The organism is Myxococcus sp. MISCRS1, from assembly GCF_026626605.1.
In the GTDB taxonomy this organism is placed as follows: domain Bacteria; phylum Myxococcota; class Myxococcia; order Myxococcales; family Myxococcaceae; genus Myxococcus; species Myxococcus fulvus.
This window is the reverse complement of the sequence record NZ_JAPNKB010000001.1, coordinates 5,145,001-5,167,591: the sequence shown is the minus strand read 5'-3', so window position 1 is coordinate 5,167,591 and position 22,591 is coordinate 5,145,001. Positions and strand designations below refer to the sequence as shown.

Here is a 22,591-nt window from a genome sequence, read left to right as displayed (position 1 = left end):
ACCACCCGCCACGTTCTGGACGGTGGCCCTCTCGATTCGAGAGTTTGAGGCACCCCTGTGAGGGTTTCCATCGAGAGGAGCAAGACATGTTGGCACGGAGGCATTGGCTTCGGGGCCTGGTGGGCGCGCTGGTGGTGTCGTTGTTGGGGGCGTGTGGTGACGCGGGGCCCGCGGGCTCGCCCGAGGACGTGGGGCAGGCGGGACGCGCCATCGACGACGACATCCGCGCGCGGCTGGAGGCGCTGCCGGGGGTGACGATTCTGGGGGATGAGCAGTTCGAGGACTTCCGCTTCTTCACGCTCGACTTCGAGCAGCCGGCGGACCATCGCCGTCCGCGGGGGGAGAAGTTCCTGCAGCGCATGACGTTGTTCCACCGGTCGACGACGGCGCCGATGGTCATCGACACGGAGGGCGCGGAGCTCTTCACGGAGCCCATCGCCGCGGAGCCGGTGGACCTGCTCAAGGGCAACCAGGTGACGGTGGAGCACCGCTTCTACGGCACCTCGACGCCGGCCTCGCGGGACTGGCGCCTGTTGGACGTGTGGCAGTCCGCGGCGGACGCGCACCGGGTGGTGGAGGTGTTCAAGACGCTCTACACGGGGCGGTGGCTGTCCACGGGCGTGTTCCGGGGCGGCACGGCGGCGCTGCTGCACCGCTACTACTTCCCGAACGACGTGCAGGGGACGCTGGCGTACGCGGAGCGGCACAGCCTGGGCTTGCAGGACGCGCGGGCCGCGCACTTCCTGCGCAACGTGGGGGATGCGACGTGCCGCACGAAGCTGACGGCGGTGCAGCGCGCGGCGCTGGCGCGGCGTGAGGAGCTGGCGCCGTTGCTGGCGGCGCAGGTGGAGTGGGGCTTCACCTTCGACACGCTGGGCGTGGACAAGTCGCTGGAGTTCAGCGTGGTGCGGCTGTCGTTCAACTTCTGGGAGTACCTGGGGCTGGCGCCGTACGACTGCGACAGCATCCCGGAGCCCACGGTGTCGGCGGAGGAGCTGTTCGGCTTCGTGGACCTGGTGGCGGGCCCGGCGTACGTCTTCTCGGACCAGGCGCTGGCGACGTTCGGTGAGCCGGAGAGCTACCAGAGCGCCACGGAGCTGGGCGCGCCGCTGTATCCGGAGGCGGAGCTGCGCGACCTGCTGCGCTACCCGGGCGGACAGGTGCCCACGTTCCTGCCGCCCCTGGGCGTGACGAAGTTCTACAACCCGGTGCCGCTGTTGTCGCTGGAGGTGTGGGCGCGGCTGCACGCGAAGCAGGTGCTCATCCTGGATGGCGCGCTCAGCCCGTGGAGCGCCTCCGCGTTCCACGTGAGCCCGTGGAACGACGCGTACCGTGTCGTGGACCCGGAGGGCATTGGCTTCTACGGGACGCTGACGGCGCTGCCCGAGCCGCAGCGGACGTTCTTCTTCGAGCGGCTGTCCGACTGGGCCGGCGCGCCCGTGCAGGTGCCGGAGGTCTCCGAGCAGAAGCAGGGCGCGCGGTACCAGAAGCTGCTGCGTCACATCCGGAGGCACTGAGTCCGGAGGGGCTCTTCAGAGCTCGTCGAAGATGAGCAACCCGCGCGAGGAGTCGACCACGTAGACGTGCCCGTCACCGGGCACGCGCACGCCGTAGGCGCCGGTGAAGGGGCTGTCGGTTCGCTCGGGGTCGGTCTCCCGATAGGTGTTGTGGTGCGCCACCTGTCGGGGGCTCGTGGGGTTGCTCACGTCGAACACGCGCAGGCCCTCCTGGTACCAGGCGACGTAGAGCGTCTGGCCACGGAGGATGAGGTTGTGGATGGAGGTGACGTTGCGCTTGCGCACCTCGCCAATCTTCACGATGTGGGCCGGGTCGGTGACGTCGAGCACGCGCAGGTGGGCGCCGGGCCCCTCACCGCCCTCGAAGGCGATGGTGCGACCGGCGAAGGTGCCCACCGCGCTGTGGTGCGCGAAGGCCTTGTTGCCGTGGACGAACTGGCCCAGGTGCCGCACGTTCTCGAGGTCCGTGACGTCCATGATGGAGTAACCGCCGTTCGCGTTGCTGATGTACAGGCGTCCCTGGTAGGCGAAGGCGTCATGGGGCCCGGCGAGGGAGAGGGGCTCGGGCAGGGAGATGTTGGTGAGGAGCACCGGGTCGAGCGGGTTCGTCACGTCGTAGACGAAGGTGCCGCTCTCCGGAGCCATCGCGTAGAGCCGCTGGCCATCGACGAGCAGGGTGTGCACGCCGTAGGTGCCGGAGGGCAGGTTGCGCACGAAGCCGGGCGCGGCGGGGTTGGAGATGTCGTAGACGACGGTGCCCGAGTCGGCGCTGGCGATGTAGAGCGCGTCCCCGTGGGCCCAGGCGGCGTTCCACAGGTTGTCCTGGGGCAGGCTGATGGAGGTCTTGAAGACGGGGTGTTGCGGGTCGCTGACGTCGTAGACGGACAGGCCGCCGTTGCGGCCCAGGCGTCGCATGGAGACGACGTAGGCGTGGGATTTGGCGACGTACACGTCCACGGGCTCGCCGGTGGCGACGTGGGTCTCGGAGAGGAGCGTGAGTCCGCCGGAGGACTCGGGTTCACCGGACCACTTCGCGACGCGGTGGGCGGTGAAGGTCCCTTTCTGGATGGCGCCGGCGCCGAAGCAGCGGGCGAAGCAGCCGGTGATGCGGTCCGGCGCGAGCGTGTCGCAGCCCCTCAGCGTGGTGGTGGTGTTCGTCACGGTGCGCGAGACGAGGGAGAACCCGCCGTCCCGCGTGTCGCGGGTGAGGAGGGGCTGACCCATCATCGTGTCCTGGGTGCCGTCCTCGCTGAGTCGGAACGAGGTGAAAGCGCCCGTGGCCAGGGTACCGCCATCGCCGAGGGTGCGCTCGGTGCGCAGGTCGACCATGTAGATGCCGTGTTGCTCCAGGGCGGCGAGCGCGGTGGGGTCGCACGAGGACACGTCGAAGCGGGACGGCTCCTGGCACGGGGAGGTGGAGGCGTCGGCGGTGTCGAAGTCGCAGGCGGAGGCGCGGCCCGGGTCCACCCAGTTGCCGCGCTCCTCGAGTGGGGTGGCGGTGCCGTCCCAGGGCGTGCCCGCGTCGGGAGTTCCCGCGTCGTCCTGGGACGACTCGCTCGCGTCGGGAGGAGCCGCGCGGCGGGGCTTGTCGTCGTCGTCGCAGCCGGAGCACAGGGCGAGGGTGAGGACGCAGAGGGACGTCAGGATTCGATGTGAGCGGGGAGGGTGAGTCATCCGTGGACCTCGGCCGGGGAGAGGTCGCGCGAGGCGACCTTTCGCGGATACGTCGCGGTGCGAGGGGCATGGCGCCTGGATGGGAAAGTGGTTGCCGTGTGATGTGGACTCGGCGCCACGAGTGGCTCGTGGTGGTGGGTGGCGCGAGGATGTGCGCGGTGTGTCGAGACTTCGAAGTGCGAGCCGCCCCGGCGGAGTGTTCGGGTTGCGGCGCGAGGCGGGCGCGGTAGGGTGGGCGCTCGATGCCCATCACGCGTTTGCAGATATCGGGTTACCGCTCGGTGCGCCGGCTCTCGATGGAACTCGGGCCGATGAATGTCATTGTCGGCGCCAATGGGAGCGGCAAGACGAACCTGTACCGCGCGCTGTATCTGCTGTCGGTGGCCGCGGAGGGAAGGCTGGCGCGGACGCTCGCGGAGGAGGGCGGGACGCCGAGCGTGCTATGGGCTGGGCCGCGCATGGCGAAGAAGCCCGTGCGATTGTCGGTGCAGGTGGAACTGGGCGAGCTTGCGTACGAGCTGACCTGCGGAATCGTTCCTCCTGTCCCGAAGATGCCGGACCCCTTCCGCCTGGACCCTGAGGTGAAGACGGAGCACCTGTGGGCCCTCTCCGGAGGGCGCAAGGTGGTGCTGATGGAGCGCAAGGACCGCACGGCCTTCATGCGGGACGCCGATGGGAAGCGGGTGGTGTTTCCCACCCACCTCTGGAGCGCGGAGTCGGTGCTGGACCAACTGGGTGAGCCGCACCGCTTCCCTTGGTTGTCGGAGGTTCAGCGCACCTTCGCCTCGTGGCGCTTCTACCATCACTTCCGCACGGACCCGGACGCGCCCATGCGTCATCCTCGCGTGGGTGTGAGGACGCCGGTGCTGGCGCATGACGGCGCGGACCTGGCGGCGGCGCTGATGACCATCCTCGACATCGGGGACGACCGAGCCCTGGACCAAGGCATCGACGATGCGTTCCCGGGCGCCAGGCTCGATGTCCGCTCGGAGGAGGGCCGCTTCAGCCTGTTCCTGCACATGCCCGGACTGAGTCGCCCCATGGCGGCGGCCGAGCTGTCCGACGGCACGCTGCGCTACCTCTGCCTGCTGGCCGCGTTGCTCAGCCCGCGTCCTCCCGCGTTCCTCGCGCTCAACGAGCCCGAGACGAGCCTGCACCCGGACCTGCTGGAGCCCCTGGGCCGGCTGCTCGCGAAGGCGTCGAAGACCTCCCAGGTCTGGGTGACGACGCACGCGGAACTGCTGGCGCGCACCGTGGCGAGCGCCACTCGCTGCGAGCCCGTGTACCTGGTGAAGAAGGACGGCGCCACGCAGGTGGAGGGACGCTCGGAGGATGATGAGGACGAGCCCGACGATGACGCGTGAGCGCCCATTCCACCCGCCGCGCTCGTGGACACTCCATCAGTCCGTGCGTGCGCCCGAGGCCATGACCAGCCGCGAGTCCCGCGCGGACATCCCACATCCGTGAGTGACGCCGTCAATCAGCGCGCCTGATGTCCTGGCCAGCCACAAGTCCACGTGGGCGATAGAGTCGAGCCGCTTCGGAACCGTTCCTGAGAAGGAGGCATGTCGCTCGTGCCAGCGCGTGAAGTCATCATCGTGGGTGGCGGCGTGGGTGGGCTGTGCGCGGCCCTCGCGCTCCGTCGAGCAGGGCTCCGGGTGAAGGTGTACGAGCGCGCCGAGGACTACCAGGCGCTCGGTGCGGGGCTCTCCCTCTGGCCGAACGCGATGTGGGCCTTCTCTCTCTTGGGGCTGTCCGACGAGGTGGCTCGAAGGGGAGCCCGGTGGCGACAGACGGTGATGCACCGGTGGGACGGCAAGGTGCTCTCGCGACTCGACGTGAACGCGCTCTGCGAGGAGTTGGGGCAGCCGACGGTGACGCTGCTCCGCGCGGACCTCCAGCAGGTGCTGTTGCGAGCGCTCGGACCGGAGAACGTCCGGATGGCGGCGGCATGCACGGGCTTCCACGTGGAGGGCGACGAGGTCCGTGTCGAGTTCGCGGACGGTCAGCAGGCGCGGGGTGACTGCCTCGTCGGAGCGGATGGCCTGCGCTCCGTCATCCGCCAACAACTGCGCCCGGAGTCGCGAGTCCGCTACAGCGGTCGGACCTCATGGCGCGGCATCGTGACTGTCCCGACGGAGATGATTCCCGAGGGCAGTCAGTTCGAGCTCTACGGCCAGGGAACCCGCTTCGGCATCTGTCATCTCGGCCGGGGTCCGGAGGGCACGTGGCGGATGTACTGGTTCCTCATGGCCCGAGCCCCCGAGGGTGGACGTGACGAGGAGGGCGGTCATCGCGAAGCGGTGCTGCGCCACGTGCGCGGCTGGATGGCGCCCGTCGAGTCCCTGGTCCAGGCCACGCGCGAGTCGGACATCCTCCGCACGGACATCCATGACCTGGAGACGCTGTCGCGCTGGGGAGAAGGGCCCGTCACGCTGCTGGGAGACTCCGCGCACGCGATGGTGACCGACCTGGCGCAGGGGGCCTGTCAGGCCATCGAGGATGCGCTGGTCCTGGCGAAGCACCTGCGGGAAGGCGGCGACTTGCGCGGAGCCCTGCGGGCCTATGAGGCCACGCGCCGGCCCCGCACGAAGCACGTCGCCGACATGAGCCGGCGAGCCGGGTCACTCCGTTACCTCCGCAACCCCGTGGCACGATGGTCGAGAGACGTGTTGATGCAGGCCCTCCCGCACGCGGTGGCGCTCCAGCACCTGCGCTCCGTGGTCGCCCACGACTTCCTCGCATAGCCCCAGTCCACGGCGGCGCCGTTCTCCGGTGACACACCCCACCGGCAGGCGCGATGCTGCCCACCTCCCCGGGTCTCCGAGCGTGTCAGCCCTCACTCCGCGCAAGCGCAATCCTCCGTGCAGGGTGGCTTCATGACGCCGGGCCTCTATCGCGTGCACAAGCCGGTGGGCCTCACGAGCTTCTCGGTGGTGCAGTCGTTCCTCGAGGAGACCCGGGCCGTCCCCGGCAAGCGCGTGCCCGTGTGTCACGGCGGCACGCTGGACCCGTTCGCGGCAGGGCTGCTGCTCATCCTCGTGGGACAGTCCACGCGCCTGTTCGAGCTGCTGCACGCCGTGCCCAAGACCTACGAAGCGGACGTCATCTGGGGCACGGAGATGGACACGGGGGACCTGCATGGCCGCCCCGTCTCCCAGGGGGACACATCATCCCTGACGCCCGAGAAGCTCGACGCCGCGCTCGCCCCGTTCCTCGGCTGGAGAGCGCAGGTCCCGCCCGCCACGAGCGCCAAGAAGGTCGGCGGCGAGCCCGCGTATCGCAAGGCACACCGGGGTGAAGTGGTCGAGCTGCCTCCATCGCGCGTGTACCTCCACTCCGCGAGCTGGCTCTCGCACGACCTGCCGCGCACCAGCCGCCTCACGCTGACCTGCCGGGGCGGCTACTACGTGCGCTCCCTCGCGAGAGACCTCGGTCGAGCACTCGGCTGTGGCGCGCACCTGTCCACGCTGCGCCGCACACGAATCGGCCCCTGGGCCGACCCCGAGCCCGGAACGCGAGTGCTGGCCACGGGCCGCGAGCTGCTCCCCTGGGCGCGAGTGCGTCCGCTCACGGACCACGAGGTCGGCGAGCTGCGTCGCGAGCGCTCCATTCCGCTCATCGGTACGAACCCACCGGACTGGCGTCTCCCCACGGGGTTCCCGGACCCGGAGGCGCCGGTGCGGGGCTTCCACCAGGGCCGGCTCGTGTTCCTGCTGCGTGAGCGGGACGGCGCGCTGTGGAGCGAGTCGGAGCTTCGCGGCGGACTGTGAGCAGGGCTCGCTGTCCGGCACATGAAACTGCTTTCGAGGGTCGTCCGTATGTCCTGTGCGTCCCGGGACACGGGGGCGGGTGCGGCTCTTTGACAGGCAGGGCGAGGATCCGGTGACTCCAGTCACCACCCAACGGGCCTCCAGCTGGTGACTGTTGTCACCGGTGGTGACAGGTGTCACCACCCCCCACCTCCACCGAGGTGCGCCGTAACTCCCTGAAAATAAAGAAGAAGTGAAGGTAGGCGTCTGTGGCACGGGACGCGCAATAGGGGTGCTCACCACGGCACACGACGGAGACCCCAAATGGCCATCGCTACCACGTTCAAGCCCGCGCTGCAGAAGCTCAACCGCACCGAGGCGAAGCTGGAGAAGCTCGAAGGCAAGCTCGAGCGAGTTCTCGAGCGCGAGCACAAGCTCCTCAAGGAGCTGCGCAACGCGATGAAGCAGCAGGGCCAGAACGGCCGCGCCGGTGGCGACAGCTTCGACGCGGGCTCCTCGCGCGGTGGGGTCGCCAACCGCCCGCTGCCGAACGAGTGGAGCCCGCTGGACACGGGGGCGCTGCGCGAGACGAACAAGCTGGACAAGACCAAGGGCCCCATCACCGCGGACCAGCTCACCGAGGCCATCCGTCGTGGCACGGGAGACCGTGACGGCAACGCGGCGCGAGGCGAGTACCGCGCGTTCTCGGAGTGGGCGGAGAAGAACCAGGCCCGCCTCACGCCCGAGGCGAAGCAGGTGATGGACCGCTTCTCCAAGTTCGCCGCCGAGCGCCAGGCCAACGGCCACAAGGACGGCGACTGGCGCGACATGATGAAGGACATGAAGGGCATCGGCGACAAGGGCGCCGAGAAGCAGCTGGCGAAGCTGGACTCGCTGCCCAAGCCCATCTCCGGTGAGCAGATGTCGAGCGCCATCGAGCGCGGCGTGAAGGACCGCGACAACAACACCGGCGACGAGCTCAAGGCCTTCCAGGACTGGGCGAAGAAGAACCAGGACAAGCTGTCGCCCGAGGCCAAGGAGGTGCTGGGCAAGTTCGAGAAGCACGCCAAGAAGGCGATGGCCTCCGGGGACAAGGACCTGTCGCGCGGCGAGCTGGACAAGATGCTCAAGGACTTCAAGAGCGTCGGTGACGTGAGCGCGAAGAAGGCGATGGGGGAGCTGGACAAGGAGAGCGGCCCCATCTCCGGCGAGGACATGCTGGGCGCCATCCAGAAGGGTGTGTCCGACGGTGGCCGCGCCACGCCCAAGGAGCTGGCCGAGGTCCAGAAGTGGGCGGAGAAGAACAAGGACCGCATGACGCCCGAGGCGCAGAAGGTGCTGGAGACGTTCCAGCAGCACGCCATGAAGTCGGGCACCGGTGGCCTCGACAAGGCCGAGCTGGACGCGGCGGTGAAGGAGGCGTCCCAGCACAAGACCTTCCGCGACGACACCATGCGCACCGCGCTCGAGGGCCTGGACGGCAAGAGCGGGAAGATCTCCGGCAAGGACCTGACCGACGCCATCAACCAGGGCGCGGGTGACTTCGACGGGCAGGGCGCGGGCGTGGAGCACGCGGACTTCCAGAAGTGGGCGATGCAGAACTACGACCGCCTCTCGCCCGAGGCGAAGAAGGTCGTGGACCTCTACGGGAAGTACGCCTCGGACGCGCTGGCCAAGGGCGAGACGGCATCGCGAACACGGAGTTCCAGAAGATGCTCAAGGAGATGGAGCGCGCCAGCACGCCCGTCCTCCCGCCGCGCATCATCGCCGCCTGATTCACGAACACCACGCGGCCTGGCGATGACTTTGAAACGGGCGGCTCCGACATAGGGGGAGCCAGCCCTCGGGCTCCCCGAATCGTTGGGGGATGGTTCGGGAGCCTTTTCTTGTGGGAGCGCCCCTCTTTAAGGGGGGCAGCGGGAGCTCGGACTGTTGGGGGATGGCCCGAGCCCCATTCTTGATGCGGTACCGAGGGACAGAAGCAAGAAGGGCCCGGACCGTTGGGGGATGGTCCGGGCCCTTCGTTTCTTCAGGCGCGCGCGTGGGGCGCGCGGTGGCTCACGCCTTGTTCTTGGCGAGCGTGTCCTTGGCCACCTTCACCACGTTGTCCACGGTGAAGCCGAACTTCTGCTGGAGCGCCTTGATGGGCGCGGACGCGCCGAAGCTGCGCATGGCGACGATGCCGCCCTGGAAGCCCACCCAGCGCTCCCACCCGAAGGCGGCGCCCTTCTCCACGGCGACGCGGGCGCGCACGTTCGGCGGCAGCACGCTGTCGCGGTACTCCTGCGACTGCTGCTCGAACAGCTCCCACGAGGGCAGGCTCACCACGCGCGAGGCGATGCCCTCGGCGGTGAGCTTGTCGTGCGCGTCCAGGCACAGCTGCACCTCGCTGCCCGTGCCGATGAGCACCACCTCCGGCTTGCCGCCCGCCGCGTCCGCCAGCACGTAGCCGCCCTTGGCCACACCCGACGCCGCGCCGTACTTCGTGCGGTCCAGCGTGGGCACCGCCTGGCGCGTGAGCACCAGCACCACGGGGTGGCTCTTCTGCTGGCCGATGACCCGCCACGCCTCCACGACTTCGTTGGCGTCGCCGGGGCGCAGGACGATGAGGCCCGGAATCGCGCGCAGGCTGGCCAGCTGCTCCACGGGCTGGTGGGTGGGGCCGTCCTCGCCCAGGCCGATGGAGTCGTGGGTGAAGATGTGGAGCGCGGGCAGCTCCATCAGCGAGGACAGGCGGATGGCGGGGCGCTCGTACTCACTGAAGATGAGGAACGTGGCGCCGTAGCCGCGCACCTTGCTGAGGCACAGGCCGTTGACGATGGAGCCCATCGCGTGTTCGCGCACGCCGAAGTGGATGTTGCGGCCCTTGAACTCGCCGGGCTTCATGGACTCGGACGTGGTGATGTACGTCTTCGTGGACGGGTTCAGGTCGGCCGAGCCGCCCACGAGCCACGGATGGTTCTTCGCCACGGCGTTGAGCACCTTGCCGCTGGACTCGCGGGTGGCCATGCCCTTGGCGTCGGCGGGGAAGGTGGGCAGCTCGGAGTCCCAGCCCTTGGGGGCCTCGCGGCGCTGCATGCGCGTCAGCTCATCGGCGAGCTCGGGGAACTGCTTCTGGTACTCGACGAAGCGAGCGTCCCACGCCTCGCGCAGCTTCTTGCCGCGGGCGCCCACGCGCTCCTGGAAGCGCTCGCGCACGCCGTCGGGGACCAGGAACTTCGCGTCCTCGGGCCAGCCGTAGTTGCGCTTGGTGCCCTTGATCTCCTCGTCGCCGAGCGGCTCGCCGTGGGCCTTGGAGGAGCCCTGGAGCTTGGGGGCGCCGAAGGCAATCTGGGTGGTGACGATGATGAGGGTGGGCTGGTTGTTGCGCAGCGTCTTGAAGGTGTGGAGCGCCTCGCCCAGGACCGTCAAATCGTTGGCGTCGGGGACGTGGAGGACGCGCCAGCCGTAGCCCTCGAAGCGCTTGCCGACGTCCTCGGTGAAGGCCAGGTCGGTGCTGCCGTCGATGGAGATGTGGTTGGAGTCGTAGAGCCAGCAGAGGTTGCCGAGCTTGAGGTGGCCGGCGATGGACGCGGCCTCGGAGGCGACACCTTCCATGAGGTCTCCGTCGCCGCAGATGGCGTAGACGTCATGGGTGAACAGGTCGAAGCCGGGCTTGTTGAAGTGCTCGCCCATCCAACGGCTGGCGATGGCCATGCCCACGCTGTTGGCGACGCCCTGGCCCAGGGGGCCCGTCGTCGTCTCCACGCCGCTGGTCCACCGGTACTCGGGGTGGCCGGGGGTGGACGAGTCGAGCTGGCGGAACTTCTGGATGTCCTCGAGCGAGACGCTGAGGGCGTCCTCGACCTTGTAGTCGCGGGTGACGCGCTTGACGCCTGCCAGGTGGAGCAGGGCGTACAGGAGCATGGACGCGTGGCCGTTGGAGAGGATGAAGCGGTCGCGGTCCGGCCAGATGGGGTGGGACGGGTCGTACCGGAGCTCCTGTTGCCAGAGCTGGTAGGCGACGGGGGCCAGGGACATGGGGGCCCCCGGGTGACCCGAGTGGGCTTGCTGGACCGCATCCATGGCGAGGGTGCGGATGGTGTTGATGCTCAGCAGGTCCTGCGTATCGGTGGTCATAAGGTCCTCGAGCTTCCGGCGGATCGTGGGGCGCACCATGCCGGAACTCGCGCCGGTGCGCCGCACGAAAGGACCAAGCCCGCCCGCTCGCCGTCCGGCAGTCCACGAGCCCCTGGATTTTCTGGCCCTTGCTGGGGGCTCCGAGGACTTCAGCGCCGCGCCATCGCGCCCTTCACCGTGCGTCCCCGCGTCAGGTGGGCCACGGCCTCACCCAGGCCCTCCACGGTGAGGGAGAACATGGGGAACACGCGGGCGATGGTGGCGATGGAGCCCGTGCGCCACGCGCCCATGGGCTCGGGGTTGAGCCAGACATTGCGCTCGAAGTGCTGGGCCAGCTGCATCAGCCACGTCAGCCCCTCCAGCCCGTCCGCCTTGTAGCGCCCCTCCGCGTCGGTGCGGATGCCCAGCTCGTACGGGGCCATGGAGGCATCACCCACCATGATGAGCTTGTGATGTCTTCCCACCTGCGCCACCAGCTCCGGCACCGTCATGCCGCCGGTGAGCTGCGGCGTGGCGTAGAGCTTTCCGTAGACGCAGTTATGGAAGTAATACGTTCGCAGTTCCTTGAAGTGCGTCGCCTGGCTCGCCACGGAGAACAGCCGGCTCATGGTGGCCGCGTACGGGTCCATGGAGCCGCCCACGTCCATCGCCAGCACCACGCGCGTGTTGGGCCTGCGCGGAGGACGCGTCACCACCTCCAGCTCGCCCGCGTTGCGCGCGGTGGCGGAGATGCTCTCGTCCACGTCCAGCTCCTCGGCTGCGCCCTCGCGGGCGAACGCGCGCAGCTTGCGCAGCGCCACGGCCAGCTGCCGCGTGTCGAGCACCAGGTCATCGCGGTAGCCCGCGTACTTGCGCGCCCCCGCCTGCATCAGCGCCATGCCCTGCTTGCCACCGGCCTTGCCACCCACGCGCATGCCGCCGCGCGAGAAGCCATTGTTCCCGAACGGTGAAGTCCCGCCGGTGCCGATCCACCGGTTGCCGCCGTCGTGGCGCTCCTTCTGTTCGCGCAAGCGCTCCTCGAACAGGCGGCGGATCTCCTCCGGGTCCAGCGCCTCCAGCAGCGCCTGCTCCTCGGGCGTGAGCTGGGGTCGCTCGCGCGCGTCCTCCAGCCACTGCATCAGCTCCTGCGTCAGCTCCAGGCCCGCGGTCTCCACGCCCTGGAAGTGCGCGAGGAACGCCTGGTCGAACGCATCCAGCTGCGTCTCCGAGTGGACGAGGAGCGCGCGGCCCACGTGGTAGAAGCCGTCGAGGCTGCTGTCGTGCAGCCCCGCCTTCAGCGCGCCGGCCAGGGCGAGCGCCTCCTGCGCGCCCACCTTCACGCCTCGTCGCCGCAGCTCGTAGAAGAATGGCAGGAACATGCCGTCTCCTGGCTCAGGCGCGCGTGCGCCGGCCGCGCCCGAAGGCCTCCGCCACGGAGACCAGGTCCTGCTCCTTCTTCAGGAGCGCCCCGAGGAATGGAAGCTGCTCGTCCAGCTTCAGGTCCGTCACGCCCTGCGCCTTGAGCACGGTAATCCAGTCGATGAGCTCGCTGGTGGAGGGGCGCTTGCGCAGACGGGAGAGGGCTCGCAGCTCGTAGAACACCTTGAGGGCCTGCTCCGCGAGCGCCGCGTCGAGCCCCGGGTGGTGCACGTCGACGATGCGGCGCATGAGGTCCGCGTCCGGGAAGTCGATGAAGTGGAACACGCACCGGCGCAGGAACGCGTCGGGCAGCTCCTTCTCGTTGTTGGACGTAATCACCACGATGGGGCGGTGCTTCGCGGCCACCTCGTCGTTGGTTTCAGTGACGCGGAAGCGCATCCGGTCCAGCTCGTGGAGCAAGTCATTGGGGAACTCCAGGTCCGCCTTGTCCACCTCGTCGATGAGCAGCACCACGCGCTCGGGGGACGCGAAGGCCTCGCCCAGGGGGCCCATGCGGATGTATCGCCGGATGTCCTTCACGTCCCCGTCGCCGAAGCGCGAGTCATACAGGCGCTGCACGGTGTCGTAGATGTACAGGCCGTCCTGGGCGCGCGTGGTGCTCTTGACGTGCCAGGTGAGCAGCTTCAGTCCCAGGGCCTCGGCGATGGCCTCCGCCAGGAGCGTCTTGCCGGTGCCCGGCTCGCCCTTCACCAACAGGGGGCGCTGGAGCGTGAGGGCACAATTGACGGCGGCCTGGAGGCCCTCGTGGGTGAGGTAGGAGTCAGTGCCTCGGAAGCGGACGGGAGGAGGGGCCAAGGTCATGTTGGGCCTCCTTTAACATCCGGAGTGGCCGCGCGGGGGACCCGGGCCGCTCGCTCCCCCTCCCTCCAGGGCGGGTCAGACCCTTGGGCTAGGCTCGTTCGTATCCCCAGGAGGCCAAGGAATACGGTCCGCCGCGTTCTGGGTGGGTATCCGAGCCTGAGGAGGCACGTGTCGTGGGTCACCCGGTGGTGCTGACGGTGTTGTTGGTGTGGGCGCTCGCGTCGTTGGCGGGGGGCTGCCCCAGGGCGGGGGCCTCGCTGTTCGAGCTCCCGACGTCGGTGCGCAAGGTGGACCCGGTGACGCCGCGGCCCGAGCCGTTGACCTGCGCCCAGGGTTGAAACTGTTTCAGGGAGACGTTTCACCAGGCCCTGGAGTCGGAGGGTTTCGCTCGGAGCAGGACCTCCTGGAGGGGCCGGAGGCGGAAATCCGCTCGGAGGCGACGCTTGGCGCGTGCCGTGCAGCGGATTTCCCGCCGGGAACCCAGGACGGCGTATATCCTCCCGTCACATGTCCATTGCGAATGAGCTTGGAGAGATGTTCCGGCGCGAGTTGCAGACTCAGCTCGTGCCCTTGCAGCAGGCGGTGAGCCGGTTGGAAGAGGGCCTCGAGGCCCTGGACATGCTGCGCTCGGTGACCTTCCGGCTGGCGCCGCTGACGAGCCGTCTGGGTGCGGTCGCGGGTGTGCGGCCGGTGGCGGCGCGGCAGTCGTCGGTGTTGCCGGCGCCCGCGGCGAAGCGGGGCCGCAAGCCGGGTCGCAAGCCGGCGGCGCAGGTGGAGCTGCCGCTGGTGGCGACGAAGGGCGCGGCGACGCGGGCCCGGGTGGCGGAGGGTTCCCGCTCGTGCGCCATCATCGGGTGCAAGCGTCCCAGCCGTTCCAAGGGCTACTGCTCGGCGCACTACCAGAAGCTGCGGCTCCTGATGCGCACGGACCGTCGGCCCACCGCGTGGGTGGATGACGCGAAGCCGCAGTCGGTGCAGGACGTGAAGCTGCCGCGCGGCCGTGCGGCGAGCAAGGCGCTGCGCGAGGCCCAGCCGGCGAAGGGCAAGCGCGGTCGCAAGAAGGGCGGCAGGGGCGCGCAGGCGTCGCTGGTCTGAAGTCCCGCCGCGGACGTCTCGCGGCTCCCACACAAGTTCCCGGTGACCGGGCTCCTCGAGAGGGGAGCCTTGTTTCACGGCATCGAGCGGCTCTTCGGATGAGCCGCCATGCGAGCCGTGTGTCCCGAGCGTGCCAGCGGCAGCGAGGGCGATGAGCCCGAGCCGGGCGCCCCATATCCCGAGCGCGGAATGCGCACACGCGCCGCGGCGGGACGAGCGTGGACCGCCCCGACCTCGTCACGGCCAAGGAGGCCGGGGCAGAAGGCCGAGCCCGGGTGCCCTGAATCCCGTGCGCGGAATGCTCGCACGCGCCGCGACGGGACGAGCGTGGCGCGCCCCGACATCGTCACGGCCCGGGACGCCAGGGTGAGAAGCCCGAGCCTCGAGAGCAGGGTGAAAGGCGCGCGTCGCCCTCGCCCCAGTGGCCCCAGGTCGGCGCGAGCACGGCTGCTTCCGGGCGCACGATGTGTCGAGGTTCTCGAAGCCCGCGGAGGCGCTGACTCCGGGGGGACTCCCCTCCACGTGGGCACCGCCCCGAGCCTGTCTCCACGAAACCTGAGCAGGGGCGCGCTCGCGACGGCCGCGGGGACGGTGGCGACGTGGGACCGAGGTCCTCCGGAACGGCTGCGGTCCCGGGGGCGAGCATGGCGTCCGAGGTGCGCGCGGAGGGGTGTTCAGCCGGCGAGCAGGTGCCTGGGACGCGGAGGTGGGAGGGCGTTCACCAGGCGGGCATGTGGCTGGCGGACAGGGCGATTTCGCCGCCGTTGACAGGTTGGGGGGAGGGATGGGATTCGGGCGCCATGAGTGAGCAAGGCTATCCAGTCACGGTGGCGGTGCGGCGCCCCGATGGTCGCGTGGAGCAGGTGCGCGTGGGCACGGCGTTCAGGAGCGAGGAAGGCTTCACGCTGCGGATGGGAGAGTTGTCCATCGGCTCGACGCCGGACGCGGCCTCCGCGGCGCCCCGTCGGTCTGCGCCGAGCGCGGGTGGTGGCGGCGGTGGCGGGGACGGAATGGTGTTCCCGAACTACGGCCGCAGCAAGGGCGCGCCCGTCGCGGGCGCGAGCATGCAGGACCTGGAGTTCTACGCGAATGGCGCGCGTCGTTCGCTGAACGACCCGAGCAAGTCGCGCTGGCACGACAAGGAGCGCCAGCTGCTCTCCGCCATCGAGGCGGAGATGGCGCGTCAGCAGGGCGGCGGCGGTGGCAACGAGGGCGGCGGCTATGGTGGCGGTCGCGGTGGTGGCGACAGCTACGGTGGCCGCGGTGGTGGTGGCTACCAGGACGACGTCCCGCCGCCCAACGACGACGACAACATCCCGTTCTGAGCGTCGAGCGGTCCTCGCGGGCACCGTCGAGCGCGGTGCCCGTGTGAAGCAACCCAGGAGGCGTGAGGTCGACCGCCCCGAGCGCCGCACCCTCAAGCCACGGCGCGAGCCTCCCCGGCATAGGGCAACCACACGGTGAAGGTGGTGCCCTGTCCGACGGTGCTGTGGACGATGACCTCGCCGTGGTGTCCGTCGACGATGCGTCGGACGATGGCGAGCCCCAGCCCGGTGCCGCTGGCGCGCGTGGTGAAGAACGGCTCGAAGATGCGCTGTTGCAGCTCGTCCGTCATCCCATGACCGGTGTCGGAGATGGTGAGCCGGGCGTGCGGCGTGCCCGAGCGCACATCCGTCTCGATGCGGGTGACCAGGCTGCCACCAGCGGGCATGGCCTGCACGGCGTTGGTGAACAGGTTGGTGAGCGCCACGTGGAGCAGGTGCGCGTCGAGCGCGATGGGCGGCAGGGACTCGTCCAGATCTCGCGACACGTTGATGCCCGAGGCCCCCGAGCGCAGCGACGCCACGAGCGCGCCCTCCACCACGGGGCCGAGTGACTGGCTGCGCAGCCGGGGCTCGACGGGGCGGGTGAAGTCGAGCAGGTCATTGACGAGCAGGGCCAGCCGTTCGACCTCCTCGTCCATGATGTCCATCAGGGAGCCCGTGGGGCCGGTGGCCATCTGGGGCGTCAGGCGTCGGATGGCGGCGAGCGCGTTGGAGATGGCGCCCAGCGGATTGCGGACCTCGTGGGCCACGGTGGCGCTCAGCTCGCCGAGCGCGGCCATGCGCTCGCGTTGCACCAGGGTGGCCTGGGTGGCGGCGAGCGTCTGCAGCGACTGACGCAGCTCCTGGTTGAGGTGGCTGACCTCCTCCTGGGCGCGGCGCCGCTCGCTGAGGGCGCTGGCGAGCAGCAGTCCGGACACGCTGGCCACGGCGAGGAAGGACTGGAGGAAGGTGAGGCTGTCGTTGTGCCACGCGAACTGGGCGAACGGGCCGTTGCCCAGGGCGGTGTGCAGCAGGGACACCGAGGACATCACCGCGGCGGCCATGGTGATGCCCCGGGCCTCGAAGCGCAGCGCGGCCCACAGCAGGAAGGGGAACGTCAGGTACGTCACTGGATGGAAGGTGGCCGGAGGCGCGGCTGACGGCGGCATGCGGAACACCCAGTGGGTGGCCACGCCGAGCAGCAGCAGGAGCGCCACCAGCTCCAGTCGTCGCTGCCGGTTCCAGCCGCTGGTCCCTCGCGCGGTCCAGGTGAGCAGCAGGGGCGCGACGAGCAGCACGCCCATGGCGTTGCCCACCCAGAACACGCGCCACGCGGGCCAGAAGTCCGCGGGGGCCAGGCGCTGCGCGGACAGCAGCATGCTCATGCCCAGGCTCGCGCTGAGCAGGGTGGCGCCCAGGGCGCCCAGCCCCACCAGCCCCAGCACGTCGCGCACGCGGTCCATCGACGGGTGGAAGCGGACCACCCGGCGCAGCAGCAGCGCCCCCACCATGGCCTCCAGCAGGTTGCCCGCGGCGATGACGAAGCCGGTGGAGGTGACAGGGCTGTGCGAGGCGCCCACGGCGAAGGGCTCGACCAGGATGGCGGCCAGCACGAGCGCGGGCCACTCGCGGTGCCGGGTGAGCAGCAGCCCCGCGAGCGCCACGCCGCTGGGGGGCCACATGGCGGAGACGTGCTCGGGAGGAAACGCCAGCACCGCGCCCAGCCGTGCCCCCAGCGCATACGCGGCCGTGAAGAGCACCAGCCGGAGGACGGGCTGCCAGCGGCGGGGGAGGGACTCGAGCGAGGGCACGACCCATTCGTCGACCGGGCCTCCGCTCTGGGAGTGCGCGGTCCCGCGACGCCTTTCGGAGGCGCACACTGGCATGCTCCCACGCGCCCCGGGAAGTATCCGGGAAATCCCCGGGCCTCCGCCGGGAACCCCAGGAGGCCCTGGCGTGTCCAGTGCCATGGGTCCAAGATGTCTCGGCACTCGGAGTGCGCAATCACTCGCAACCCTGGCGTTGCTGATCTCCGGGATGCCGCGTCGAGTGGAGTGGCGCCGCACCTGAAGTCAATGTATCGCCGGCGCTGCTTCAATTCCGCAGCAAGACGCTTCATTTCTGAAGCATCACGGTCCTCCTTGTAAATCCGGTGGGTTGAGCGCGCGTGGCTCCATGAAGCTCTTCAAGAGTGAAGCGGCTTCCGGGTTGAGAGGCCGTCATTTCAAGGGCTTCGTATCTGGCGTGAATCCTGCTCGATGCAGTGGGCCAGGGAATCCCTCCCATCCGGCGTGGCTGTGAAAAAACGAGGCCATGGAATGACACCCAATGTCTGTGTCGTCGGTGCCGGAGCATTTGTTCCTTCGCGGCGGGTGAGCAACGCGCGCATCGCGAAGGCCATCCCCGGGTGGCCGGCGGAGCGCATCGAGGAGAAGCTGGGCATCCGTGAGCGGCGGTTCTTGTGGGACTTCGACGAGGCGACGGGGCGCGCGGTGCCTCCGCCGGAGGACGACGGCCACTTCTACCCCGCGACGAACACGGACATGTGCGAGGTGGCGCTGCGCAAGGCGCTCGAGAGCTCGGGCGTGGACGCGAAGCAGCTCGACGCGTTGTTCGTGGTGACGTGCACGCCGGACGCGCCGCACTTCAACCACGACGCCATGGCGGTGCACCAGCGGCTGGGGCTGCGCGAGGACGCGTTCGCGCTGCTGGTGGACGATGGCTGCGGCGGCACGACGTACGTGTTGGACCTGGTGAAGAAGATGATGGACGGGGGCCGCTTCCGCACGGTGGCGGTGGTGGCGTCGGCCTTCACCTCGCCGCTGGTGAACCGGGAAGTGTACCAGGACGAGCTGCCACCGGGCCCCGGGCGGGCGAAGACGCTGCAGGGCTATCTGTCCATGTACGTGTTCGGGGACGGGGCGGGCGCGGTGGTGCTCCAGACGAAGGAGGACGCGCCGGGAGGTGCGGGCATCCTCGCCTCGTTCTCCGGCAACGCGCATGGGGACCTGGTCATCCGCAAGGGCGGCGGGACGCTGAAGCTGCCCTACCAGCCGGGGCGCTCGCGTCCGGCGGACATGGCCTTCGTGGTGGATGGCTTCCGCGTGGCGCGCAGCTATCCGGAGTACATGCAGAAGTGCCTGGACGCGGTGTTGAGTCCCCGACCCGACCTGAAGGGTGAGGTGAAGCGGTACTACTTTCATCAACCGAACAAGCGGGTGATGGACGCGTTCGTGGCGCGCGCGGGGCTACCCGCGGAGGCGGTGGCCTGCAATGTCGACTTGTATGGCAATACGTCGGCCGCGGGGATGCTCATCCTGTTGGCCGAGGACCTGGCGTGCGGGCGGGTTCGCCTCGGAGGAGGGGACATCGTTTTGGTGGCGGCCGTTGGCGCGAACATCCACTACGGCGCGCAGCTCATTCGGCTGTAGACTTCGGGTGCCTCCTTCCCCCCCATGGAGACACCGTTTGATGGCAGACATGGCTTTGAAGTTGGACGTGCTCGAACCCCAACTCGCACGAGAGCTGGAGGAGCGCGTCTCGTTGGCGACGCGCGACGACACCGCGCGAGGACTGTTTTTCAATGGCGTACTTGGCGCGGTCAGGGTGCTCGATGGCGAGGCCGCGGTGCAGCGTTGCCTCGCCGCTGCGGGAGAAAAGAAGTACGTCGATTTCTTCAACTACCCGGTGGAGGCGTACCTGAGGCTGGCCTTCACGGCGGCGCAGGTGATGGGGCCCAAGCTGGGTGGCTTCGACGCGGCGCTGCGGCGGATGGGTGTGCAGGCGACGACGGACTTCCTGTCCTCCGCGGCGGGCAAGACGTTGCTCCTGCTGGCGTCGAACAGCCCGAAGCGCATGTTGGGCAACCTGCACTCGGGCTACAAGGCGGCGGTGAGCTACGGTGAGCGTGGCGTGACGTGGACGGGAGACACCAGTGGTGTCTTCTCCATGAAGCGCGACTTCATGACGCCGGCCTATCACGAGGGCGTGCTCCAGGCGGTCATCGAGGCCGTCGGTGGCAAGCAGGTGCGGGTGAGCGGCAAGAAGACGGGGCCGCTCGACGCTGAGTACACGCTGTCCTGGCAGTAGCCGTCCTGGCGCGTCCGGACGGGAGGGCCGGGCGACGTTAGGAGGGTGGACTCTCGACGGAGGTGCCGATGGCGCGGTGGCACGACGCAGTGGTGGCGTTGATGTTCGCGGGTGCGTTCGAGGCGCGGGCGGAGTCGGAGGTCTTCCAGTTCCGCACGCAGGAGGACGCGACGAAGCCCGCGGATGCGGCGGCCTGCGCGGCGGCGCCGTTCGAGGCGACGGTGAAGCTGGGGGCGGGCATCTACGTGCCGCGCGCTCGCGAGCAGGATGGCAAGTGGGTGGACCTGGGGCAGAAGAGCGTGGGCATGGCCACGGCCTGTCTGCGAATCACGCCGGGCACGCCGCTGGCGCCGGGCAACCAGGTGCCGGCCCACATGCGCTTCGTCCTCCCGGAGGGGACCTTCGCGGCCACGGGCACCTGCAACGTGGTGTCGAACGACGTCCCCGTCGCGGGCCTGGTGCTCGCCGGGTGTGCGCTGAAGCTGGTGGAGATGCCCGCGGGCTACGTGGGCGGCACGGTGTCGAGCACCAGCTCGTTCAACCCGAAGAAGCTGCCGGGGTATGCGACGGGCTCGTACTACACGCTCCTCGCCTACCGGGGCTCACCGCCCAAGGAGGCGGGAGCCAAGGCCCCCACGCCCTGAGTCCTGGAGCACGGAGGAGCCTCCCTCGGTGAGTCGCCGCCGCGGTGAGGGCTCCCCGAGCCCGGGAGCGCCGTCCCGGCTCGAGTGCCCCGTGTACCCTCTGCGGGCCCCGGCATGGACCGGGAGGCACATTCGTTCCGATTTCGGAAATTCCGAAACCGGAATGATTGTTGCGCGAGTATCATGAAGCGGCTCAGATTCGTTCTCGAGGTGCACCGGGCCACGCATCGCATCGGCCTGTTCCTGGAGGGGGCGGCGCCGCCGCTGGGGCTCTCGCAGGGGGAGGCCCACCTGCTGGCGTACCTGTTGGAGGCGGGGGACACGTCGTTGAGCGAGCTGCACGCGGCCTTCGGCCACAAGCGCTCCACGCTGACCAGCTACATGGACCGGTTGGAGGCGAAGCGGCTGGTGAAGCGGGAGGCGCGGCCGGAGGACCGGCGCTCGTTCCAGGTCTCCCTGACGGGGCCGGGGCGGACATTGGCGACGCGGGTGCACCGGCGCCTGGAGGCCCTGGAGGCGGTGGTGCTGGGGCAGCTGGGAGAAGAGGACGTGGAGAGCTTGCGAGCGGGGCTCGAGGCCATCGCCGAGGTCGACCGGGAGGAGCACCCGTCCGAGAGCCCGAGGCGAATGCGGACGAGGACCCGGTCGACATGAGCGAGGATTGGAATCAGCTGGAGGACGCGGCCTTTGTGGCGGCGGTGGCCTCGGCCACGTATCCGGGCGAGCGGTTCGGGCACCGCGAGCACCTGAGGTTGGCCTGGAGCTGCCTGCGCGAGGAGCAGGGGTTCGACCGTGGACTCCAACGGGTGCGAGCGCTCATCCAGCGCTATGCGGCCGCGCTTGGAGCCACGGGCAAGTACCATGAGACGCTCACCCGGGCGTGGATGGAGCTGGTCCAGGTGGCGATGGAGCTCACCCCCGAGGCCCGGTCGCTCGAGCAGCTGCTGGAGGAGAATCCGCACCTGCTGGACGCGACGCTCCTGGCGAGGCACTACCGGAAGCAGACGCTCGACTCCGCCGAGGCGAGGACGGCGTGGGTGGCGCCCGACGTCACGCCCCTGAGGCCACCGGCGGTGTGAGGCGCGCCCTGGGTCGAGCGGCGCGCCGGAGCGGGGCCGGTGAGGTGGGCTGCTCAGGGAGCGGCGGTGCCCCGCTCGCGCATGTACTTGTCGAGCGTCTTCCGGGCCTGGGCGCGGACCTGGTTTCGCAGGAGGGGCGTCCAGCCGAGCACCAGTCCCGCGGGGCCGAGCGCCTGTCGTGACCAGGCCCAGAAGTCGAAGCGGTCACGGTGGCGGACAATCTTGCCGTCGCGGAACTCGAACTCCGCGTCGATGCGGTTGAGGACCTTCCGGCCGGTGGTGGAGAAGGTGTAGTTCGCATCCCAGTGGGCGCGGCCGGAGCGGTCATCGGCCTGGATGTCGCGGAAGGTGAGCTCCAGGTCCTTGCCCCGCTCGCAGAGCATGCTCCACATGGAGGTGGTGCCCGCGTGGCGCAGTCCGACGAAGACCTCATCGGTGAACTCCACATCCGGGTGGTAGCAGGCGTTCATGGCCTGGGCGTCGCGGCGCTGGAACGCCGAGTAGAAGTCGTTGAGGAGCTGAGCGTGCGGGTGCATGGCGCCGAGGTCTAGCAGACCTGGGGACCTCCGCGCTGGGAGGCGGGCCTCCGACGGGGCGGGGGCCCCGACGGATGGGGCGCTGGGGTCTGGCCAGGGTCCATCATTCCAGGGACATGCGGAATGGCGCGGCGAAGGTGGGGCGCACATGGCAGATTGCGCCCATGGCTCGCGAAATCGTTATCTGGCCCAACAAGGTCCTGACCACTCCCACGAAGCCCGTGACGGACTTCGGCCCCGCCCTCCAGACGCTCCTGGAGCAGATGGCCGAGTCCATGAAGGAAGCCGAGGGCATCGGCATCGCCGCCAACCAGGTGGGCGAGCCTCTTCGGGTGGCGCTGGTGGGGCGGGAGGACGGGACGTCCTTCGAAATCGTCAATCCCCAGGTGCTGGAGAAGAAGGAGCCCGTGAAGCTGGAGGAGGGGTGCCTCTCGGTTCCCCGGGAGTGGGAGAAGTGCCCGCGCTTCCACAAGGTCAAGGTTCGCTACCAGGACCGGACGGGGGAGTGGCACGAGCTGGAGGCGGAGGGCCGCATCGCCCACATCCTCCAGCACGAAATCGA

At 69.5% G+C, this 22,591-nt stretch carries 20 protein-coding genes (1 of these 20 cut by a window edge); 14 read left to right on the top strand and 6 right to left on the bottom strand.

The genetic code is table 11. From position 1 onward, the window contains the following. Positions 1 to 86: 86 nt before the first annotated feature. Positions 87 to 1,517, top strand: coding sequence for a S28 family serine protease (locus OWM54_RS20430; protein ID WP_267698557.1), 1,431 nt, complete (start codon positions 87 to 89; stop codon positions 1,515 to 1,517). A gap of 15 nt (positions 1,518 to 1,532) precedes the next feature. On the opposite strand, the gene OWM54_RS20425 is transcribed toward OWM54_RS20430, so the two are convergent. Next, the gene (locus tag OWM54_RS20425; RefSeq protein ID WP_267698556.1) at positions 1,533 to 3,191 is read right to left on the bottom strand and encodes an LVIVD repeat-containing protein; all 1,659 of its coding nucleotides are present in this window, start codon (positions 3,189 to 3,191) and stop codon (positions 1,533 to 1,535) included. A 242-nt stretch (positions 3,192 to 3,433) separates the two neighbouring features. Between OWM54_RS20425 and OWM54_RS20420 the strand changes: the two genes are divergently transcribed. The 4 genes from OWM54_RS20420 (at position 3,434) to OWM54_RS20405 (ending at position 8,773) form a co-directional block, all read left to right on the top strand. After that, positions 3,434 to 4,555, top strand: a complete 1,122-nt coding sequence (locus OWM54_RS20420; protein ID WP_267698555.1) for an AAA family ATPase — start codon at positions 3,434 to 3,436, stop codon at positions 4,553 to 4,555. Between the two features lie 201 nt (positions 4,556 to 4,756). Beyond that, positions 4,757 to 5,938 carry an FAD-dependent monooxygenase gene (locus tag OWM54_RS20415; RefSeq protein WP_267698554.1) on the top strand — a complete coding sequence of 394 codons (1,182 nt, stop codon included), beginning with the start codon at positions 4,757 to 4,759 and terminating at the stop codon, positions 5,936 to 5,938. A gap of 132 nt (positions 5,939 to 6,070) precedes the next feature. Then, positions 6,071 to 6,964 (top strand): tRNA pseudouridine(55) synthase TruB, encoded by an 894-nt coding sequence (gene truB, locus OWM54_RS20410; RefSeq protein ID WP_267698553.1) that lies wholly within the window; start codon positions 6,071 to 6,073, stop codon positions 6,962 to 6,964. A 303-nt stretch (positions 6,965 to 7,267) separates the two neighbouring features. After that, positions 7,268 to 8,773, top strand: a complete 1,506-nt coding sequence (locus OWM54_RS20405) for a hypothetical protein (protein ID WP_267698552.1) — start codon at positions 7,268 to 7,270, stop codon at positions 8,771 to 8,773. A 228-nt stretch (positions 8,774 to 9,001) separates the two neighbouring features. Here the strand turns inward: OWM54_RS20405 and tkt are convergent, their stop codons facing one another. The 3 genes from tkt to OWM54_RS20390 all read right to left on the bottom strand — a co-directional run bounded on the left by tkt (position 9,002) and on the right by OWM54_RS20390 (position 13,282). After that, entirely contained in the window at positions 9,002 to 11,062 is a 2,061-nt protein-coding gene (tkt, locus tag OWM54_RS20400) for a transketolase (protein ID WP_267698551.1), read from the bottom strand. A gap of 149 nt (positions 11,063 to 11,211) precedes the next feature. After that, on the bottom strand, positions 11,212 to 12,420 hold the full coding sequence (locus tag OWM54_RS20395; RefSeq protein ID WP_223751017.1) for a vWA domain-containing protein: 1,209 nt from the start codon (positions 12,418 to 12,420) through the stop codon (positions 11,212 to 11,214). A gap of 13 nt (positions 12,421 to 12,433) precedes the next feature. Beyond that, positions 12,434 to 13,282 carry an AAA family ATPase gene (locus OWM54_RS20390; RefSeq protein ID WP_141331140.1) on the bottom strand — a complete coding sequence of 283 codons (849 nt, stop codon included), beginning with the start codon at positions 13,280 to 13,282 and terminating at the stop codon, positions 12,434 to 12,436. 173 nt (positions 13,283 to 13,455) lie between these two features. Between OWM54_RS20390 and OWM54_RS20385 the strand changes: the two genes are divergently transcribed. The 3 genes from OWM54_RS20385 to OWM54_RS20375 all read left to right on the top strand — a co-directional run bounded on the left by OWM54_RS20385 (position 13,456) and on the right by OWM54_RS20375 (position 15,702). Further along, a complete protein-coding gene (locus tag OWM54_RS20385; protein ID WP_254042161.1) occupies positions 13,456 to 13,620 on the top strand; it encodes a hypothetical protein in 165 nt (54 codons plus the stop codon). A 169-nt stretch (positions 13,621 to 13,789) separates the two neighbouring features. After that, positions 13,790 to 14,377: a vegetative protein gene (locus OWM54_RS20380; protein ID WP_074958614.1), complete on the top strand. Its 588-nt coding sequence runs from the start codon at positions 13,790 to 13,792 to the stop codon at positions 14,375 to 14,377. 800 nt (positions 14,378 to 15,177) lie between these two features. Next, the gene (locus tag OWM54_RS20375) at positions 15,178 to 15,702 is read left to right on the top strand and encodes a hypothetical protein (RefSeq protein WP_223751019.1); all 525 of its coding nucleotides are present in this window, start codon (positions 15,178 to 15,180) and stop codon (positions 15,700 to 15,702) included. A 92-nt stretch (positions 15,703 to 15,794) separates the two neighbouring features. Here OWM54_RS20375 and OWM54_RS20370 read toward each other — a convergent pair whose 3' ends face one another. Beyond that, positions 15,795 to 17,492, bottom strand: coding sequence for an MASE1 domain-containing protein (locus OWM54_RS20370; RefSeq protein ID WP_267698550.1), 1,698 nt, complete (start codon positions 17,490 to 17,492; stop codon positions 15,795 to 15,797). 507 nt (positions 17,493 to 17,999) lie between these two features. Here OWM54_RS20370 and OWM54_RS20365 point away from each other — a divergent pair. From OWM54_RS20365 to OWM54_RS20345, 5 genes are all read left to right on the top strand, one after another. Next, a complete protein-coding gene (locus OWM54_RS20365) occupies positions 18,000 to 19,112 on the top strand; it encodes a 3-oxoacyl-ACP synthase III family protein (protein WP_223751021.1) in 1,113 nt (370 codons plus the stop codon). Positions 19,113 to 19,152: 40 nt separating this feature from the next. Beyond that, positions 19,153 to 19,770, top strand: a complete 618-nt coding sequence (locus OWM54_RS20360) for a DUF2378 family protein (protein ID WP_370640428.1) — start codon at positions 19,153 to 19,155, stop codon at positions 19,768 to 19,770. 68 nt (positions 19,771 to 19,838) lie between these two features. After that, on the top strand, positions 19,839 to 20,414 hold the full coding sequence (locus OWM54_RS20355) for a hypothetical protein (protein ID WP_267698549.1): 576 nt from the start codon (positions 19,839 to 19,841) through the stop codon (positions 20,412 to 20,414). Between the two features lie 183 nt (positions 20,415 to 20,597). After that, on the top strand, positions 20,598 to 21,068 hold the full coding sequence (locus OWM54_RS20350) for a MarR family winged helix-turn-helix transcriptional regulator (RefSeq protein WP_223751023.1): 471 nt from the start codon (positions 20,598 to 20,600) through the stop codon (positions 21,066 to 21,068). Next, positions 21,065 to 21,493, top strand: coding sequence for a hypothetical protein (locus OWM54_RS20345; protein ID WP_223784141.1), 429 nt, complete (start codon positions 21,065 to 21,067; stop codon positions 21,491 to 21,493). The genes OWM54_RS20350 and OWM54_RS20345 overlap by 4 nt, the downstream gene beginning before the upstream one ends. Before the next feature lie 53 nt (positions 21,494 to 21,546). Here the strand turns inward: OWM54_RS20345 and OWM54_RS20340 are convergent, their stop codons facing one another. Then, a complete protein-coding gene (locus OWM54_RS20340) occupies positions 21,547 to 22,029 on the bottom strand; it encodes a nuclear transport factor 2 family protein (protein ID WP_141331158.1) in 483 nt (160 codons plus the stop codon). Between the two features lie 164 nt (positions 22,030 to 22,193). Between OWM54_RS20340 and def the strand changes: the two genes are divergently transcribed. Beyond that, a protein-coding gene (gene def / locus OWM54_RS20335; protein WP_223751025.1) for a peptide deformylase crosses the window boundary here: on the top strand, positions 22,194 to 22,591 show its 5' portion. Its footprint extends 112 nt past the window's final position; 398 of the gene's 510 nt are visible here — the first part of the coding sequence; the start codon lies at positions 22,194 to 22,196; its stop codon lies beyond the right edge, outside the window.

Excerpts from the sequence above, each read along its gene's own strand:
- OWM54_RS20430 (WP_267698557.1), top strand. The coding sequence starts at position 87 with ATGTTGGCACGGAGGCATTGGCTTCGGGGCCTGGTGGGCGCGCTGGTG.
- OWM54_RS20425 (WP_267698556.1), bottom strand. The coding sequence starts at position 3,191 with ATGACTCACCCTCCCCGCTCACATCGAATCCTGACGTCCCTCTGCGTC.
- OWM54_RS20420 (WP_267698555.1), top strand. The coding sequence starts at position 3,434 with ATGCCCATCACGCGTTTGCAGATATCGGGTTACCGCTCGGTGCGCCGG.
- OWM54_RS20415 (WP_267698554.1), top strand. The coding sequence starts at position 4,757 with ATGTCGCTCGTGCCAGCGCGTGAAGTCATCATCGTGGGTGGCGGCGTG.
- truB (WP_267698553.1), top strand. The coding sequence starts at position 6,071 with ATGACGCCGGGCCTCTATCGCGTGCACAAGCCGGTGGGCCTCACGAGC.
- OWM54_RS20405 (WP_267698552.1), top strand. The coding sequence starts at position 7,268 with ATGGCCATCGCTACCACGTTCAAGCCCGCGCTGCAGAAGCTCAACCGC.
- tkt (WP_267698551.1), bottom strand. The coding sequence starts at position 11,062 with ATGACCACCGATACGCAGGACCTGCTGAGCATCAACACCATCCGCACC.
- OWM54_RS20395 (WP_223751017.1), bottom strand. The coding sequence starts at position 12,420 with ATGTTCCTGCCATTCTTCTACGAGCTGCGGCGACGAGGCGTGAAGGTG.
- OWM54_RS20390 (WP_141331140.1), bottom strand. The coding sequence starts at position 13,282 with ATGACCTTGGCCCCTCCTCCCGTCCGCTTCCGAGGCACTGACTCCTAC.
- OWM54_RS20380 (WP_074958614.1), top strand. The coding sequence starts at position 13,790 with ATGTCCATTGCGAATGAGCTTGGAGAGATGTTCCGGCGCGAGTTGCAG.
- OWM54_RS20375 (WP_223751019.1), top strand. The coding sequence starts at position 15,178 with ATGAGTGAGCAAGGCTATCCAGTCACGGTGGCGGTGCGGCGCCCCGAT.
- OWM54_RS20365 (WP_223751021.1), top strand. The coding sequence starts at position 18,000 with ATGACACCCAATGTCTGTGTCGTCGGTGCCGGAGCATTTGTTCCTTCG.
- OWM54_RS20360 (WP_370640428.1), top strand. The coding sequence starts at position 19,153 with ATGGCAGACATGGCTTTGAAGTTGGACGTGCTCGAACCCCAACTCGCA.
- OWM54_RS20355 (WP_267698549.1), top strand. The coding sequence starts at position 19,839 with ATGGCGCGGTGGCACGACGCAGTGGTGGCGTTGATGTTCGCGGGTGCG.
- OWM54_RS20350 (WP_223751023.1), top strand. The coding sequence starts at position 20,598 with ATGAAGCGGCTCAGATTCGTTCTCGAGGTGCACCGGGCCACGCATCGC.
- OWM54_RS20345 (WP_223784141.1), top strand. The coding sequence starts at position 21,065 with ATGAGCGAGGATTGGAATCAGCTGGAGGACGCGGCCTTTGTGGCGGCG.
- OWM54_RS20340 (WP_141331158.1), bottom strand. The coding sequence starts at position 22,029 with ATGCACCCGCACGCTCAGCTCCTCAACGACTTCTACTCGGCGTTCCAG.